Source organism: Arenimonas oryziterrae DSM 21050 = YC6267 (genome assembly GCF_000420545.1).
GTDB classification, from domain to species: Bacteria; Pseudomonadota; Gammaproteobacteria; order Xanthomonadales; family Xanthomonadaceae; genus Arenimonas; species Arenimonas oryziterrae.
Map to the genome: position 1 here is coordinate 562,899 of NZ_ATVD01000002.1, position 15,737 is coordinate 578,635.

Annotated in this window: 20 protein-coding genes and 1 tRNA gene; 9 read left to right on the forward strand and 12 right to left on the reverse strand. The window is 65.8% G+C overall.

Annotation, left to right across the window (positions count from 1 at the left end; all coding sequences use genetic code 11):
* The gene (locus tag G467_RS0107370; RefSeq protein WP_022969095.1) at nucleotides 1-783 is read right to left on the reverse strand and encodes an ABC transporter permease; all 783 of its coding nucleotides are present in this window, start codon (nucleotides 781-783) and stop codon (nucleotides 1-3) included.
* A complete protein-coding gene (locus G467_RS0107375; RefSeq protein ID WP_051130413.1) occupies nucleotides 780-1,736 on the reverse strand; it encodes an ABC transporter ATP-binding protein in 957 nt (318 codons plus the stop codon). Before G467_RS0107375 ends, G467_RS0107370 begins: the two co-directional genes overlap by 4 nt.
* 276 nt (nucleotides 1,737-2,012) lie before the next feature.
* On the opposite strand from G467_RS0107375, the gene G467_RS0107380 reads away from it, so the two are divergent.
* From G467_RS0107380 to G467_RS0107390, 3 genes are all read left to right on the forward strand, one after another.
* Complete coding sequence (locus tag G467_RS0107380; protein WP_022969097.1) at nucleotides 2,013-3,509, forward strand: aminotransferase class III-fold pyridoxal phosphate-dependent enzyme; 1,497 nt, start codon at nucleotides 2,013-2,015, stop codon at nucleotides 3,507-3,509.
* Nucleotides 3,510-3,537: 28 nt separating this feature from the next.
* Nucleotides 3,538-3,777: a hypothetical protein gene (locus G467_RS0107385; protein WP_022969098.1), complete on the forward strand. Its 240-nt coding sequence runs from the start codon at nucleotides 3,538-3,540 to the stop codon at nucleotides 3,775-3,777.
* Nucleotides 3,778-3,909: 132 nt separating this feature from the next.
* Nucleotides 3,910-4,755, forward strand: coding sequence for a hypothetical protein (locus G467_RS0107390; protein WP_022969099.1), 846 nt, complete (start codon nucleotides 3,910-3,912; stop codon nucleotides 4,753-4,755).
* Here the strand turns inward: G467_RS0107390 and G467_RS0107395 are convergent.
* From G467_RS0107395 to rsmD, 9 genes are all read right to left on the reverse strand, one after another.
* Entirely contained in the window at nucleotides 4,744-5,139 is a 396-nt protein-coding gene (locus G467_RS0107395; RefSeq protein ID WP_022969100.1) for an MAPEG family protein, read from the reverse strand. The two genes, G467_RS0107390 and G467_RS0107395, sit on opposite strands and share 12 nt — an antisense overlap.
* A 5-nt stretch (nucleotides 5,140-5,144) precedes the next feature.
* Entirely contained in the window at nucleotides 5,145-5,612 is a 468-nt protein-coding gene (locus G467_RS17420; RefSeq protein ID WP_022969101.1) for a DUF4920 domain-containing protein, read from the reverse strand.
* Nucleotides 5,613-5,622: 10 nt separating this feature from the next.
* A complete protein-coding gene (locus G467_RS0107405) occupies nucleotides 5,623-6,498 on the reverse strand; it encodes an MBL fold metallo-hydrolase (RefSeq protein WP_022969102.1) in 876 nt (291 codons plus the stop codon).
* 9 nt (nucleotides 6,499-6,507) lie between these two features.
* Nucleotides 6,508-7,101, reverse strand: a complete 594-nt coding sequence (locus tag G467_RS0107410; protein WP_022969103.1) for a hypothetical protein — start codon at nucleotides 7,099-7,101, stop codon at nucleotides 6,508-6,510.
* Between the two features lie 51 nt (nucleotides 7,102-7,152).
* Nucleotides 7,153-8,853, reverse strand: a complete 1,701-nt coding sequence (ggt, locus tag G467_RS0107415) for a gamma-glutamyltransferase (protein WP_022969104.1) — start codon at nucleotides 8,851-8,853, stop codon at nucleotides 7,153-7,155.
* Entirely contained in the window at nucleotides 8,850-9,104 is a 255-nt protein-coding gene (locus G467_RS0107420) for a YfhL family 4Fe-4S dicluster ferredoxin (protein WP_022969105.1), read from the reverse strand. Before G467_RS0107420 ends, ggt begins: the two co-directional genes overlap by 4 nt.
* 108 nt (nucleotides 9,105-9,212) lie before the next feature.
* Nucleotides 9,213-9,731 carry a hypothetical protein gene (locus tag G467_RS0107425; RefSeq protein ID WP_022969106.1) on the reverse strand — a complete coding sequence of 173 codons (519 nt, stop codon included), beginning with the start codon at nucleotides 9,729-9,731 and terminating at the stop codon, nucleotides 9,213-9,215.
* A 23-nt stretch (nucleotides 9,732-9,754) separates the two neighbouring features.
* Nucleotides 9,755-10,252 carry a pantetheine-phosphate adenylyltransferase gene (gene coaD / locus G467_RS0107430; protein WP_022969107.1) on the reverse strand — a complete coding sequence of 166 codons (498 nt, stop codon included), beginning with the start codon at nucleotides 10,250-10,252 and terminating at the stop codon, nucleotides 9,755-9,757.
* Nucleotides 10,253-10,277: 25 nt separating this feature from the next.
* The gene (gene rsmD, locus G467_RS0107435) at nucleotides 10,278-10,865 is read right to left on the reverse strand and encodes a 16S rRNA (guanine(966)-N(2))-methyltransferase RsmD (protein ID WP_026802466.1); all 588 of its coding nucleotides are present in this window, start codon (nucleotides 10,863-10,865) and stop codon (nucleotides 10,278-10,280) included.
* A 36-nt stretch (nucleotides 10,866-10,901) separates the two neighbouring features.
* On the opposite strand from rsmD, the gene ftsY reads away from it, so the two are divergent.
* The 6 genes from ftsY to G467_RS0107465 all read left to right on the forward strand — a co-directional run bounded on the left by ftsY (nucleotide 10,902) and on the right by G467_RS0107465 (nucleotide 15,456).
* A complete protein-coding gene (ftsY, locus tag G467_RS15875; RefSeq protein ID WP_425386824.1) occupies nucleotides 10,902-12,014 on the forward strand; it encodes a signal recognition particle-docking protein FtsY in 1,113 nt (370 codons plus the stop codon).
* Nucleotides 12,014-13,156: an AsmA family protein gene (locus tag G467_RS18310; protein ID WP_022969110.1), complete on the forward strand. Its 1,143-nt coding sequence runs from the start codon at nucleotides 12,014-12,016 to the stop codon at nucleotides 13,154-13,156. Before ftsY ends, G467_RS18310 begins: the two co-directional genes overlap by 1 nt.
* Before the next feature lie 2 nt (nucleotides 13,157-13,158).
* Nucleotides 13,159-14,208: an A/G-specific adenine glycosylase gene (gene mutY / locus G467_RS0107450; RefSeq protein ID WP_022969111.1), complete on the forward strand. Its 1,050-nt coding sequence runs from the start codon at nucleotides 13,159-13,161 to the stop codon at nucleotides 14,206-14,208.
* A 22-nt stretch (nucleotides 14,209-14,230) separates the two neighbouring features.
* The gene (locus G467_RS0107455) at nucleotides 14,231-14,503 is read left to right on the forward strand and encodes an oxidative damage protection protein (RefSeq protein WP_022969112.1); all 273 of its coding nucleotides are present in this window, start codon (nucleotides 14,231-14,233) and stop codon (nucleotides 14,501-14,503) included.
* Between the two features lie 71 nt (nucleotides 14,504-14,574).
* Complete coding sequence (locus G467_RS0107460; protein WP_022969113.1) at nucleotides 14,575-15,042, forward strand: hypothetical protein; 468 nt, start codon at nucleotides 14,575-14,577, stop codon at nucleotides 15,040-15,042.
* A gap of 33 nt (nucleotides 15,043-15,075) precedes the next feature.
* Nucleotides 15,076-15,456 (forward strand): hypothetical protein, encoded by a 381-nt coding sequence (locus G467_RS0107465; protein WP_022969114.1) that lies wholly within the window; start codon nucleotides 15,076-15,078, stop codon nucleotides 15,454-15,456.
* Nucleotides 15,457-15,522: 66 nt separating this feature from the next.
* On the opposite strand, the gene G467_RS0107470 is transcribed toward G467_RS0107465, so the two are convergent.
* Nucleotides 15,523-15,598 (reverse strand) — tRNA-Phe (locus tag G467_RS0107470).
* Nucleotides 15,599-15,737 lie beyond the last annotated feature (139 nt).

Consider the following 15,737-nt stretch of genomic DNA (forward strand, 5'->3'; position numbering starts at 1 on the left):
TCACTTCGAGCGCAGCCGCATCGCGGCCAGGGAAAGGAAGAGAACGGTCATCGTCAGCAACACGGCGGCATGCATGCCGAAGCGCACATTCGGATCCTGTCCGACGATGCCCAGCGCCATGCGGCTCAGATGCCAGGCCGGCCACAGCACCGCCATCTTCTGCAGGATCGGCGGGAACACCATCAGCGGAATCCACAGACCCGAGAGCACCGACATCGGCAGATAGATCAGATTGACCACGGCCACGGCTGCCTGTCCGCGCACCAGCGTGCCGATCCACAGACCCAGCGCGCAGAACGGCAAGGTACCGAGCAGCAAGGTTCCAACCAGGGCGAGCCATTGGCCGACACCGAGGCGCACGCCGCCGAATCCGATCGCCGCGATCGACAGCAAGATCAGGATGGTGAGCGCGAACATCAGACTCGTGGCGATCTTCGCGAAGAAGTACGCGCCGGTCGGCATCGGCGAAACACGCTTGAGCTCCAGCCAGCCCTGCTGGCGCTCGATCGCCAGACCGACGCCGAAACCGAACAGGGCCGGGCCGATCACGCCGAATACGCCGTAAGTCGCGAACAGGTACGTAGCCTTTTCCAGGCCCGGCCAACGGCCCGGAATCAGCAGCGCGAACATCACGTAGAACACCAGCGGGAAGGCCAGCGAAGGCACGGCGAAACTCGGCGTGCGGATCAGGCGCAGCAGTTCGCAGAATGCCTCGCCGAAATAGATGCGCAGCATCGACGGTCGTGCGGTGGGATAGGAACGGGTACGGGCGGCGGTATTCATGCGGTTTCCTCCACGGAGCTGGCCTGGGCGGCGGTCAGGGACAGGAAAGCCTCTTCCAGGCTGAGCGGACGCACTTCGAGATCGGCCAGGGTTTCATCGGCGGCGAACCAGCGGCGCAGCACCGACTCGGCGTGATTGCTGACGACTTCGACGCCGCTATCGGTCGCGACCGCCGAACGCACGTCCGGCCAGGAAGCGATCAGCTCGGACGCGAGATGGGTGCGGGCGCGCAGGCGTTTGCCGGCCGCGCGCGATTTGATGCCGGTCGGCGTGTCTTCCGCGAGCACCTGGCCGGCGGCCATCAGGGCGACGCGATCGGCCAGGGCGTCGGCTTCTTCCAGGTAATGCGTGGTCAGCACGATACCGGTGCCTTCGTCGCGCAGCTGTCGCAGCACCGCCCAGAAATTGCGCCGCGATTCCACATCCAGACCGACCGTGGGCTCGTCGACGAACAACAGTGGCGCGCGACCGCAGATCGCCAGCGCGAACTGCACGCGCCGCTGCTGCCCGCCCGACAGCGCCGAATACGGGCGCTGGGCGATCTCGGTCAATCCGGCCAGGGCCAGCGATTCCGCGAGCGGACGCGGGTCCGGGTAGTAGCTCGAATACAGACGCACGTGCTCGGCCACGCGCAGCGTGTCGGGCAGGTTGCCTTCCTGCAGCATCACGCCGATGCCACGGCGGATCGCCGGGTCGGTTGGATCGCCGCCGAGCAACTCGACCTCGCCGCCGTCGGCGGTCAGCCGCCCGGTCAACAGACCCAGCGCCGTGGTCTTGCCGGCGCCATTGGCGCCCAGCACCGCGAGCACCTCGCCTGCGCGCACATCCAGATCGACGCCCGCCAGCGCCTGCACGGCGCCATAGCGCTTTTGCGCGCCGCGCAGACAGGCGAGCAACGCCCCGCGTTCGGGAGAAGGGGTCTTGCCGGGGGAGAAATCTTGTCGCGGTGTCATGGTGCGCCTCCTGGTGTGGCCCTACTTTCGCCCGACGCCCCCGGCTGTGTTCAGTGGCCGCTGTCAGCGGCTGCACCTGACAGCTGTCATGCGCGCGCCGGCGGGGCCCGGCGACCTGGCGCACGGGCGCTGACCAGCGGCGGGAAAAATTCAAACGCCCGGGGGTTACGCCAGCCCTTTCGGGGTGGTAATATCGACCTAAGTATTTGTTTTTATTAACTTAGACGGGACAAACCGCCGCCTCCGCAGCGCGCGCCCCGGGTCCTGGAGCACAGCATGAACCTCATCGATACCCTCAAGCCCCTGCGCAGCCACGCGGGCAAGGTCCGCACCACCGGTCTGGACGACGCGACGCTGCTGCGTCTGGCGGAAAAATTCCCGGAACTGGGTGCCGCCGTGCAGGCCGCCGTCGCGCAGTACGAGGCGATCAAGGCCGAGTTCGCCGAGCTCATGGATGCCGACGAGCAGGCGCAGATCGATGCCGTGCAGTCGGGCTTCGTCAATTTCTACTCCGAAGACGCGGTCAACCCGTATGTCGCGATCGCCGCGCGCGGCCCGTGGCTGGTCACGCTCAAGGGCGCGGTGGTCCACGACTCCGGCGGCTACGGCATGCTCGGCTTCGGCCATACGCCGGCCAAGGTGCTCGAAGCGATGGCCAAGCCGCAGGTCATGGCGAACGTGATGTCGCCGAGCCTGTCGCAGCTGCGCATCGTGCGCGCGCTGCGCAAGGAAATCGGCCAGACGCGCGGCGGCTGTCCGTACACGAAATTCCTGTGCCTGAACTCGGGTTCGGAATCGGTTTCGCTGGCCGGCCGCATCGCCGACGTCAACAGCAAGCTCATGACCGACGCGGGCGGCAAGTACGCCGGCCGCACGATCAAGCGCCTCGCGATGAAGGGCGCCTTCCACGGCCGCACCGAACGTCCGGCGATCTTCTCCGACTCCAGCCGCAAGGCTTACGAAACGCATCTGGCGAGCTTCCGCAACGAAGATTCGCTGATCACGATCGAGCCGTACTCGATCGAGCAGCTCAAGAAGGCGTTTGCCGACGCGGAAAGCAACGGCTGGTTCATCGAGGCGATGTTCCTCGAACCGGTGATGGGCGAAGGCGACCCGGGCCGCGCGTTGCCGCCGGCGTTCTACGCCGCCGCACGCGAGCTGACCAAGGCGCACGGCACCCTGCTGCTGATCGACTCGATCCAGGCCGGCCTGCGCGCACACGGCGTGCTGTCGGTCATCGACTACCCGGGATTCGAAGGCCTGGAAGCGCCGGACATGGAAACCTATTCGAAGGCGCTCAACGGCGGCCAGTACCCGCTGTCGGTGCTCGCGGTCACCGAGCGCACTGCCGGCCTGTACCGCAAGGGCGTCTACGGCAACACGATGACCACGAACCCGCGCGCGATGGACATCGCTGCGGTCGTGCTCGACTCGCTGACGCCGGAACTGCGCGCGAACATCCGCAACAAGGGCACGGAATTCCTCGACAAGCTCAACAAGCTCAAGGACGAACTCGGCGGCCTGATCACCAAGGTCCAGGGCACCGGCCTGCTGTTCTCCTGCGAACTCGACCCGAGCTTCAAGTGCTACGGCGCCGGCTCGACGGAAGAATTCCTGCGCGAACGCGGCCTGGGCGTCATCCATGGCGGCGTCAACTCGCTGCGCTTCACGCCGCATTTCGGCATCACCAGCGAGGAAGTCGACCTGATGATCTCGCATGTGCGCATCGGCCTGCTGCAGGGTCCGCGCAAGACGCAGGCCGCGGCAGCCTGATCACACCATCGTTGCGCAGGGGAAACGCATGATCACGCTACGCGAGAAGGACAGCGGCAAGCTCATCGGCAGCATCACCGAGTCGGATCTGAAGATCCTCATCGACGCGCTGGAAGAAGAGAGCAGCACGGACCAGGACTACTACGTCGATGCGGCGACGCTCGACAAGATCCAGGAAGACACGCCCTACGCGGTGAACACGGTCACGCTGCTGCGTGCGGCCCTGGGCAGCAACGAAGGCATCGACATCGTGTGGTCGCGCGGCTGATCCCCCGCTTCGCTGGTCCGATCCAAAAGCCGGGTTCGCCCGGCCTTTTCTTTTGTGCCTTTGGGCGCGGGTGTGAAAGCAAGATTCCGCGGCGATTCGCTACACTGGCGTCGGTCGATCCGCTGGTGTCCCATGTCCCTGCGCCGAAAACTCGCCGAGCACGGCTTCGAATCCAACGATGATTACGATCATGCCCTGCGTTCGCTGTTCGGGCAGGAGCCGGATCATCTGCGCGTGCTGCACGTCGACGGCCTGGCCGGCCGGCGCAAGACCGCGTTCGCCCAGGCCCTCGGACGCGCCCTCGACTATCCGCATGTCCTGTATCACGACTTCAGCGGCGAAGAGGCCCCGCCCGCGCCCTTCCCCGTGCAATTGGACGATGGCAGCACCGGGCCGGTCGAGCCGCCGCTGTCGGGATTCGAACGCGTGATGACCGAGGCCTGCGCCTATTCCGAAGCCGCGCAGACCCTGTTGATTCTGGACCAATTGCAGGCCGCGCACTTCGCCGACCAGGCCCGTCTCTACCATTTCGTCATGAAGCGCGAATGGAGCAATGCCGCCGGCACCGTGCACGCCCATGGCAAGAATCTCCTGCTGGCGGTGATCTCCGAGCAGCCGCTGTACCACTCGCTGGCCAAGTGCAGCTATCGCGTCTGGACCGATGCCCAGCGCGCGTTTCTCGACTACCGGCCCGGCGAGTTTGGCCTCGGTGTCGAAGCCCAGGGACTGTTTGCGGCGATCGCCACCGTCTGCGTGGCCTTGCAGGCGGCGCCCACGCCGAGCGAGTTCGCGCACCTGCTGTCCGACCTCGTGCGCCATGCGCGCAGCGAGGACCAGATCCGGCAGAGTTTTTTCGGCCGCATCGAGAACATCGACCGGCCGCGCCTGTATTCGCCCGAACTGGTCGTGCCCTTGCGCGACCTGCTCGTCGAGCTCGAACGCCTGCTCGGCGCCGACGAAGTGATCCTAGGCGACTGAGAACTGCTGGAAGTAGCCGACGATGACCACCACGGCCATCGCCGCCATTAGCAGCCAGGTGAACACGATACCCACCATCCGGCCCTTGGATGAGCCGCTGCTATGGCTCACGCCCCAGGCGTGCGCGACGCGCGACACCAGCAAGGTCGCGCCGAAGCCGTGGATCAGGTTCGTCGAGAAGCCGTTGAGCTCCATGCCACCGAGCAGCAGCAGTGCCAGCGGCATGTTCTCGATCGCATTGGCGTGCGCGCGCATCCGCTTGAGCAGTTCCCTGTCGCCACCGTCGCCCAGGCCGATCTTGTGCCGCAGACGCCAGGCCGCGACGCGCACCGCGAGGAAAATCACCAGCAGCACGCACAGGCCGCCATAGAGCATCGTGATCATGGCGCTTACTTGTCCCGGTCTGGCGCGGTGATCGAAACAGCGGTCGCGAGAATGCGGTATTCCTTCGGCAGCACGTCGTGCGCCGCATGCCCTTCATGGCCCGCGTCCTCGGCCATGTGCTTGGCCGCCTCGGGCGTCATCGCCTTCTCGCTGAGCACGCCGTAGACCACCGCGCGACCGCTGGCATCCTTGGGCACGGCGAACGCGTGATCCTTGACCATGACGCGCGCGGCCATGCCGTTTTCCTCGATCATCAGCCAGCAGCCTTCCTTCTGGCAGACCTCGGTGATGCGGCCGGCGAACAGCTGCGGCTTGTCGGCATAGGCCTGCGCATTCGCTGCCGCGATGTCGATCGACACGGCTTCGCCCTTCGGCAGCGGAGCGCCGAAATCGGCGGCTTTCGTGCTGAAGGCCAGTACCAGGCTCGCCGCCATCGCGGCGACGCCGATCATGTCGCGGGGAAGATTCTTCATCGTCGTTTTCCTAGGCCGCCAGCGGCAGCGCGTTGAGTTCAGACAGGTCGTGGGTGGTCGAGTAGCGGCCCTTGTCGTCGCGCTGCACGTCCGACATCGCGCAGGCGACGTCGTGGGTGAAGAACAGGCGCACGCCACGGGCGAGTTTGTCTTCGAGAAAACGGCGCTTCTCGTCGATGATCATTTCCGGGTAACGGTCGTAACCCATGGTCACCGGCAGGTGCACCCAGGGCCGCCCGGGAATCAGGTCCGCGCAGAAAACTACGCCGCCCTGCCCGCCCGCGCCGACGATCTCGGCGAGCATCAGCCCCGGCGTGTGGCCGTCGCTGTAATGGAAGCGCACGGATTTGCCGAGCGCATGGCAATGATCGCCATCGACGATCTCGAGGCGGCCGCTGGCCTTGAGCAGGGGCGCGAGTTCGGGGATGAAACTGGCGCGATCACGCGGGTGCGGATGCTGTGCGCGATCCCAGCAGGCTTCGCTGACCACATAGGTCGCGTTCGGGAACAGCAGCCCCGGCGCTTCGCCCTCGCGCCAGGCCGACAGCAGGCCGCCGGCATGGTCGAAATGCAGATGCGAGAGCACGACGACGTCGATGTCCTCGTGCCGGAAACCGGCCTTCGCCAGACTGTCGAGCAGGACGTGCTCGGCTTCGACGACACCGAAGCGCTCGCGCATTTTCGGATCGAAGAACGCGCCGATGCCGGTTTCGAACAGCACGCGCTTGCCGGCCAGTCCGTCGGCGAGCAGGGCGCGGCAGGCCAGCGGAATGCGGTTCTCGGCATCGGGCTGGATCCATTTTTCCCACATGGCCTTGGGCACGTTGCCGAACATCGCGCCGCCATCGAGTTTCTGGGAATTGCCCAGCAGTGACCAGAGTTTCATGCCGCGATTCTACCTCTGGCCGCCTTCGGCCGGCGTTACGGAGAAGTACAGGACGAAATCCGCGCCGTCGGGCTTGTCGGACTTGACCTCGATCGACAGCGTCGACACGCCCTGCACCAGGCGGCCCTGGCCAATGACATCGGGCACGTCTTCGCCCGGCAGCCAGCCGCGTTTCCAACCACGGATCGCCACGACGACCGGCGCAGTGGCCGGCAATTCGAACTTGCCGGCGGCATGCGCGGCGTCGGCCGGCACGGCGAGATTGTCACCCTCGCGATCGGTCAGCGACTTGAACGGCACCGAGAACAGCGGATCACCGGCGGCATTGACCTCGAACGTCCAGTCCGTGCTGCCCATCGAGCCGTCGTTCTGCGTGCGCACGCGATCGAGGTGCAGCACGACCTGCACGGGCGATTTCGCCACTTCCACCGGCGGTTTGGCCGTGGCGGTGGCGACGCGCACAGGCACCGCCGGCGCTTCCTCGCGATTGCCGTTGCGTACGTTCACGTACACCGTCGTCAGCGCCGCGATCAAGGCCGCGGAGCCGGCGAGAATGCCAGGCACGTGCGACAACGGGGACTTCTTTTCGCCTTCTGCGGACATCGTGCGGTTCCTGTCGACTTTCTCGGTTCGGGTTCGGCTCGTTGCTTGCGGTCAGTGCGAGCGCACGACTTCCGCGGCGCCAACCGGATTGCGTGGATCGGTGCCACCGCGCAGCGTATTCGTGCGACGGTCCCAATCCACGATCTGCATGTTGCCCCAGGTCCGGGTCGCCTGGGTGACGTCATGCCCCATCGACTTCAATGCGGCCACGGTCGCGGGAGACAAGGCATTGGGTTCGGCATAGATCGTGTCGGGCAGATACTGGTGATGGAAACGCGGCAAGGCGGCCGCCTGCTGCGGGTCCAGGCCCTGCTCGATACCGAGCATGCCCAGCAGCACCATGGTGATGATGCGGCTGCCGCCAGGCGTGCCCAGCACGGCCACGCGATCCTTGCCGGTCATGAAGGTCGGCGTCATCGAGCTGAGCATGCGCTTGCCCGGTTTGACCGAGTTCGCGTCGAAACCCATCACGCCGAACGCATTCGGCGTACCGGGCTTGAGCGCGAAATCGTCCATCTCGTCGTTGAGCAGCACGCCGGTGCCCTGCGCGACCATGCCCGAGCCGTACAGCAGATTGACCGTCTGCGTGGCAGCGACGTAGTTGCCGTCGCGATCGATGATCGAAAAATGCGTCGTGTGATCGCCTTCCAGCGGCGTCGGCTGACCGGGCAGCATCGCGCTCGGCGTCGCGCGCTCGGGCAGGATCGCCGCGCGCAGGCCGGCGGCATAGTCGTCGCTGGTGAGTTGTGCGATCGGCATCTTCACGAAATCCGGATCGCCCAGGTAGATCGTGCGGTCGCGGTACGCGCGGCGCATCGCCTCGGTGAGGATATGGATGCGGTGCGGCTCGTCGAGCTTGGCCAGATCCCAGCCTTCGAGCATCTGCAGGATTTCCGCGAGCGCCACGCCGCCCGACGAGGGCGGCGGCGCCGTGACCACGTCCCAGTCGCGATACTTGAAGCGGATCGGCATGCGCTCCTTGACCCGATAGCCGGCCAAATCGCTCGTGGTCCAGTCACCGCCGTACTTGTTGACGTCGGCAACGATGCGCTGCGCCGTCTCGCCACCATAAAAGCCGTCGAAGCCGCGCGCCGCGAGGCGTTCGAGCGTGCGCGCGAGGTCGGGCTGCAGGAGAATCTCTCCCGCTTCCGGCGCATCGCCATCGGCGAGATACACCGCGCGCGTGCCGTCGAATCGTTCCATGACTTCGCGCCGTTCGCCGTAGGCGTCGACCAGGCGCGGATAGACCTCGAACCCATTGCGCGCCAGGCGGATCGCCGGCGCCAGCGAGACCGACAGCGGCAGCCGGCCGTATTTCTGCGCCAGATGCACCAGGCCCGCGGGCAGACCAGGGATACCGGCCGACATCGGACCGTTCTGGGCCTTGTCCTCGTCCAGATCGCCGTTCGCGGCCAGGTATTTCGCCGGCGTCGCCGAAGCCGGCGCGGTTTCGCGCGCATCGACCATCACGTCGCGGCCGGTGCGGGCGTCGTGCAGCAGGAAGAAACCGCCGCCGCCCAGGCCCGAGCTCACCGGCTCGACCACCGACAAGGTCGCGGACACCGCGATCGCCGCATCGAAGGCGTTGCCGCCCTTGGCAAGAATTTCGTGTCCCGCGGCCGTCGCCAGACGATGACCGGACGCGATGGCGGCGCCCGGCGGTTTCTGCGCGGCGGGGGTTTCCTTCGCGGCCAGCGGCAGCAGCCACAAGCACAGCGCCAGGGCGATCCAGGGATTGCGCGCACGCTTCATGCCGTCTCCTGCTTGAGCTTGAGAAGTTTCGCCAGCAACTGCGATTCGGTTTCCGGGTGCGCCGGATCCTTGTCGATGCATTCGACCGGACAGACCACGACGCATTGCGGTTCGTCGAAATGCCCGACGCATTCGGTGCAGCGCGACGGATGAATCACGTAGATGGTCTCGCCCTGCGTGATGGCCTGATTGGGACAGGCCGGCTCGCAGACGTCGCAATTGACGCAGAGCTCGTTGATGCGCAGTGCCATCGGCTTGGGGCAACCAGAACTCAGGTCATGCCGGAAGCGCACGCCGTCCGCCTGCCCTCAGGCAGCACGAACGGCGGGAGCTTGCCGGAATGACGGATTCGACGGGCCTTATTTGGCTTCGACGAAGACGTACTTGCCACCGGCCGCTTCCACAACGGTCTGGACGCGACCGCTGTCGATCGGCTTGCCGATGAACAGGACTTTCGATCCCTTGACCGCATCGGGTTCGGCACCGGTGAACGCAGCGACGATCAGATCGGCCATCTTGGTGCTGTCGGGCGAACCGAACGCGAGCATGTTGCCGGGCGTGACCGTGCGAGCGATCGCCGTCTGCACAAGATCAAACTGGCGGTCGTACTGGCTCTTGTTGTCCGGATCGGCCGGATCGGGCGTGGTGCTGTTGGCCGGCAGGTAATAACCGATGGTGCGATCGGTGACACCTTCCTGGTTCTGGCCCGCGACCTGGCCCAGATACGTCTTCCAGGCATTGTCGTCGGTGCCCGACGGCGCGGTCAGCACGACCGGCGCTTTGGCTTCTTTCTTGGTTTCGTCGGACTGCTCGCCCGAGCAAGCCGACACGAGCAGGGTGAGCGAAAGCAGGAACAGGGCAATCAATGAGCGTGACATGGCGCTACCTCTTCTGTGGACCTTCAAGAATGCTTCCAGCGAGCCGCCAGCGCTGCGGCGACCGCCGGATGCACGAACCCCGAAACATCCCCGCCCAGGCGAGCGATTTCGCGCACCAGGGTCGAGGAAATAAAACTGTGCTGCTCGGCCGGCGTCAGGAACAGGGTCTCGACGTCGGGGATCAGATGGCGATTCATGCTCGCGAGCTGGAATTCGTATTCGAAGTCCGACACAGCGCGCAGCCCACGCATGACCACGCCGGCACCGACCTCGTGCACGAAATCGGCGAGCAGGCCGTGGAAACCGCGCACTTCGACATTCGGCAGATCGGCCAAGGCGATGCGGGCGAGGTGGCAGCGGTCTTCGAGCGGCAGAGCCGGACTTTTGCCCGGGCTCTCGGCGACGCCGATGATGATTTTCTCGAACAGCGTGGACGCACGGCTGGCCAGGTCGACGTGGCCATTGGTGATCGGGTCGAAGGTGCCGGGATATACGGCGATCCTGTAGCGCGACGCTGTCATGCCGGGAAAATCCTGCCCCTGGAGTTCAGGAACCTAGTGTAGCAGCGGCTTGGCGGTTTTCCGTGGCGTACAGCGCATAGTGGACGTCCCGGGTCCGGCCCTCGCGCAGCAGCTGCCAATGGCTCGGCAACTGGACATCGGCCGCCGGCGGTCGCTCGACGTAGACCTGGGCCGATTCGGCCAGCCACGGCGTCAGCGCCCGGGCGGCGGTGTCCCACAGCCCGGCATCGAAGGGCGGATCGAGGAAGACCAGGTCGAAACGCGCGCTCGCCGGCGTCGCCAGCCAGGCCAGGGCGTCGGCCGTTTCGATGCGCAGGTCCTCGCAATGGAGTCGTTTCGCACTCGCACGCAACGCGTCGGCGAGTACGGGATCGCGCTCGACCATCACCACCTCGCCCGCGCCGCGCGAGGCCGCTTCGAAGCCCAGCGCGCCGGTGCCGGCGAACAGGTCGAGCACCCGGCGGCCGGCGATGCGCTGTTGCAGCCAGTTGAACAGGGTTTCGCGCACGCGATCGCCGGTCGGGCGCAGGCCCGGGCGGTCGGGCACGGGCAGTTTCGAGCCGCGCAGCGTGCCGGCAATGATGCGCACCTGGCCGGGAGGGCGCTTGTTCATCGGGAAGCCTCGGGGGCGGGTGATAACATCGGCGCATTGTCCTTCATCCCCCCGACGATGTTCGAATTCCTCAAGAAAAAGACCGCCGCCCCCGATCCGGCTGCCGCCAAACCCGAGGCGCCGGCCCGGTCTGGCTTCAGCCCCGAGGACCTGGCCCGCGCTTTCACCGCGAGCCAGGAAGAGAAAGCCGCGCGCGCCGAAGCCGAAAAGGCCCAGGCCCGCGAGGCGATGAAGGAAACTTTGGCGACGAGCCTGCTCGCGCGCAGCCTCGGCGGACTGTTCTCGCGCCATCCCAAGCTCGACGAAGACCTGCTCGACGACATCGAGACCGCGCTGATCAGCGCCGATGTCGGCGTGCCCGCGACGACCGACCTGCTGGGCAAACTGCGCAAGCGCATGAACGCGCGCGAATTCGCCGATGCGCGCGCCCTGCTCATCGCCCTGCGTATCGAGCTACTGGCGATGCTCGCGCCGGTCGCCAAGCCGCTGGTCATCGACGGCACGCACAAGCCGTTCACCATCCTCACGGTCGGCGTCAACGGCGTGGGCAAGACCACGACGATCGGCAAGCTCGCTCGTCGCTTCCAGGAAGACGGACACAGCCTGATGCTCGCCGCGGGCGACACCTTCCGTGCCGCGGCCGTCGAACAGCTGAAGATCTGGGGCGAACGCAACAACGTCGTGGTCATCGCGCAGGGACAGAACGCCGATGCCGCGTCGGTCGCGTTCGATGCCGTGCAGGCGGCGACCTCGCGCGGCTTCGACATCCTCATCGCCGACACCGCCGGACGCCTGCACACGCAGGCCGGACTGATGGCCGAACTCGGCAAGATCCGCCGCGTCATCGCCAAGGTCGACGAAAGCGCGCCGCATGAAGTGCTCATGGTCATCGATGGCACCACGGGCCAGAACGCGCTCAACCAGTTGCGCGCGTTCCATCAGGCCGTCACGGTCACCGGCCTGGTGGTCACCAAGCTCGACGGCACGGCCAAGGGCGGCGTGGTGTTCGCGCTCGCGCGCGAGTTCGCGATTCCGATCCGCTACATCGGCCTGGGCGAGAAACCCGAGGACCTGCGCATCTTCGACCGCGAGGCCTTCGTCGATGCCTTGCTGCCCGACTCCCTGCTGCCGGAAGCCCGGACCGCCTGATGGCGCTCGGCACGCGCGGCCGCCGCTGGCTGAAAATTCTTGCGGTCTTCGGCCTGGTGCTGGCGATCGGTGCGTGGTGGGTCGACCGCCAGCTGGAACCGCACCGGCTCACCGAACTGGTGCTGCGCAAGGCGGGTGAATCGCTCAAGCTCGAACTGAGCTATTCCGGCGACCCGGACTACGCACTCAAACCCGAGCCGCGCCTGCTGATTCCGAATTTCGTGGTGCGCGATCCGGTCGACGGCAAGGTGCTGCTGACGGCGAAACGTATCGAAGTCTCCCTGCCCTGGGACACGCTGACCGGCGGCGCGCCGGTGATCACCCGCATCGAACTCGACAAACCCGTGCTCGATCTGCCCGGCCTGCTGCGCTGGCAGGCGACACGACCGAAAACGCCGTTCGAATTGCCGACGCTGACCAAGGGCCTGCACGTGCGCGACGGCACGATCCGGCACGACGCGTTCACGCTGACGAAACTCGAACTCGATCTGCCGCATCTGCAAACCGGTGAGGCGGCGGAAGCCTCCGTCGCCGGACATCTGGTCGCGGGTACGACGGCGGTGGACCTGAAACTCTTCCTGACTGCGGCGACGCCGGGCCTGGCTTCGGATTTCACGCTCAGCGGCAGCGGATCGCTGGAACAGCAGCCCAAGCCTTTGCCGTTCAAGCTGCACCTGGCCGGTCACTATCTTTCCGATGACACGGCGTTTTCGGTGACCGCGACGAAGCTCGATTTCGAAGGCGCCTCGCCGCTGCCGAATCTGCAAGGCAAGGCCGATTTCGCTCTCGGCGAGAAGATGAAGTTCAACTTCGACGGCCTGCTGCGCGACTGGCCGGAAGACTGGCCTGCCCTGCCCCAGCCGATCGCAAACGACACGAAAAATCTGCCGCTTCGGCTGTCGTACCTGGGCGATACCGGTCTCGGCGACCCGCTTTCGCTCGATATCGTCCAGGGCGAAACGAAGATGCATGCGAGCCTGCGCATCGAAGAAATGCAGCAATGGGTCGCCAAGCCCGATGGCGCGCTGCTGCCGCCGCTCAATGCGACGATCAGTACGCCCACGCTGGAATTCGACGGCATCGAGCTCGAGGGCGTCGAGATCGAAATCCGCGACAGCGCGCCGCCTGCCGCGCAGCCCTGATCGTGGCCGAAACCGATTCCTTCGCCGAACGACTGCTGCGCTGGTTCGACACCAGTGGCCGGCACGACCTGCCCTGGCAGCATCCGCGTTCGCCGTACAACGTGTGGTTGTCGGAAATCATGCTGCAGCAGACGCAGGTGCAGACGGTCATTCCGTATTTCGAGCGCTTCGTGCGCGAACTGCCGACCTTGCGTGATCTTGCCGCCGCCGATCTCGATCGCGTGCTCGCGCTCTGGGCGGGACTGGGCTACTACGCCCGCGCGCGCAACCTGCACAAGGCCGCGCGTGTCTGCGTGGAGTTGCACGATGGCGAGCTACCCGCGGATTTCGAGGCGCTGTCGGCCCTGCCTGGCATCGGTCGCAGTACGGCCGGCGCGATCCTGGCGCAGGCGCACGGCCTGCGTTACGCGATTCTCGATGGCAACGTGAAGCGCAGTCTGTGCCGCTTCCATGGCGTCGATGGCTGGCCGGGTTCGTCGGCGGTCGAGAAAAAACTGTGGGAGCTTGCGGAAGAACATCTGCCGCAGACACGGCTGGCCGACTACTCGCAGGCGATCATGGATTTCGGTGCGACCCTGTGCACGCGCAGCGACCCCTCCTGCATGTTCTGCCCCCTGCAGGCCGATTGCGTGGCGCTGCGCGAAGGCCGCGTCGAACAACTGCCGGAATCCAAGCCGGGCAAACCGCTGCCGGAACGGCGCACCGTAATGCTGGTGCTGCGCGATGCCCACGGCCGCGTGCTGCTCGCGCGCCGACCGCCGAGCGGCGTGTGGTCGGGCATGTGGTCGCTGCCGGAAGTCGCCGATCACGACGAGGCGCGTCTGTTTGTCGAGGCCCATGCCCGCGCGGATTTTGACGCGAACACGCCGATGGCGCTGATCGAGCACACCTTCAGCCACTATCGACTGCACATCGCGCCACTGCTGTGGCACGGCGCCGCCGCGACCGTGCAGATCAGCGACAATGACCAGTACCGTTGGCAGGCGCTGGCGACCCTGGACGAGGTTGGTCTGCCGGCGCCGGTCAAAAAACTGCTCGCGACCCTGCCCTGAATTCCCGCGCATCGAGAAGCCCATGTCCCGCACCGTGTTCTGCCAGAAGCATCAGATCGACACCGAAGGCCTCGCCTTCATTCCCTGGCCCGGCGCCATGGGCAAGCGCGTGTTCGAAAACATCGGCAAGGCGGCCTGGGCCGAATGGCTGGCGCACCAGACGATGTTGATCAACGAAAACCGCCTGTCCCCGCTCGATCCCAAACATCGCGCCTATCTCGAAACCGAAATGGAAAAATTCCTGTTCGGCGACGGCGCGGAAGCCCCCGCCGGCTACGTCCCGCCGAGCCCCTGAGCATGTAGGAGCGGACCTGGCCGCGACTCTGTAACCCCGCGCGTCATAACCATTGCCGGAGGAAACACCCCATGGCCCTGGAACCCGATCATGCAATCCGACGCGCCGCCAACGCGCTGATCGCTTCGAAACGTCTCGCGCTGATCGCCTGCTTGCTGTTAGCGAGCCAAGCCGTCGCCGCACCCGATACCTTGCCCGGTGCGCAGGCCCCCGCAGACTTCGCGTCACTGACCGACCTGCGGACTTGGGTCGAGGCCAACAAGGGTTTCGGCCATCCGCAAAGCATCGCGACCGATCTCGTCGGTCTGCAGGTGATCGTGGTCTGGAACACGCCTTTCTCCGGCCGCAATGGCACCTATGTGCATACGTATCGCCTGGACGCGACGCGACGCTGGCATCGCGTCGACACGTCCTTCTTCGAGCGGCCCGAGCCCATGTCCTATGCCTATGTCGACGGCAACAGCGCCGACGTGGTCTATGTCGGCCCCAGCGGCCGCACGCTGAAAAAACTTCCGCTGGCCGCCCTGCGTTTCAAATAACCGCGCCCTCTCACTCTCACGAAGGACAGGTCCATGCGCTATCTCATCTCGGTCACGCTGATCCTCGCCGGACTCATCCACCTCCTGCCGGTCTCCGGCATGATCGGACCGGAGCGACTGAGCGCGCTCTATGGCATCGGCTTCGAAGAACCAAATCTCGCCATCCTCATGCGCCATCGCGCGGTGCTGCTCGGCCTGCTCGGCGCTTTCCTCGTCGCCGCTGCCTTTCTGCCCGCGCTGCAACCCAGTGCATTCGCGCTCGGCTTCGCGAGCGTGCTCTCCTTCCTGTTCCTCGCGTGGAGTACCGGCAACTACAACCCGAACGTCGCAAAGGTGGTGGCGGCGGATGTAGTGGCGGCCGTGTTGCTGGTGATCGGACTGGTCGCCTACGTTCTGGTGCAGCGGCGTAGTTGAACGATGCGTTTTACACGCGCAAACAAAAGCCGCAACGCGTGCGGCTTTCGTAAGTCATTGAAATAGTGGTGGCCAGGGAGGGAATCGAACCCCCGACACGGGGATTTTCAATCCCCTGCTCTACCAACTGAGCTACCTAGCCAGAATTTGTCGCGTCGGCACCCGGCGGTGCGGGTGAGCGGGGAATGATAGTTGCGGAGGCGATTTATGGCAAGCCATGCCGTGTGCTTGCCGACGGCGACGGGGCCCTGCAGACGTTGCAGGCACTGCCTCAGCAAGGC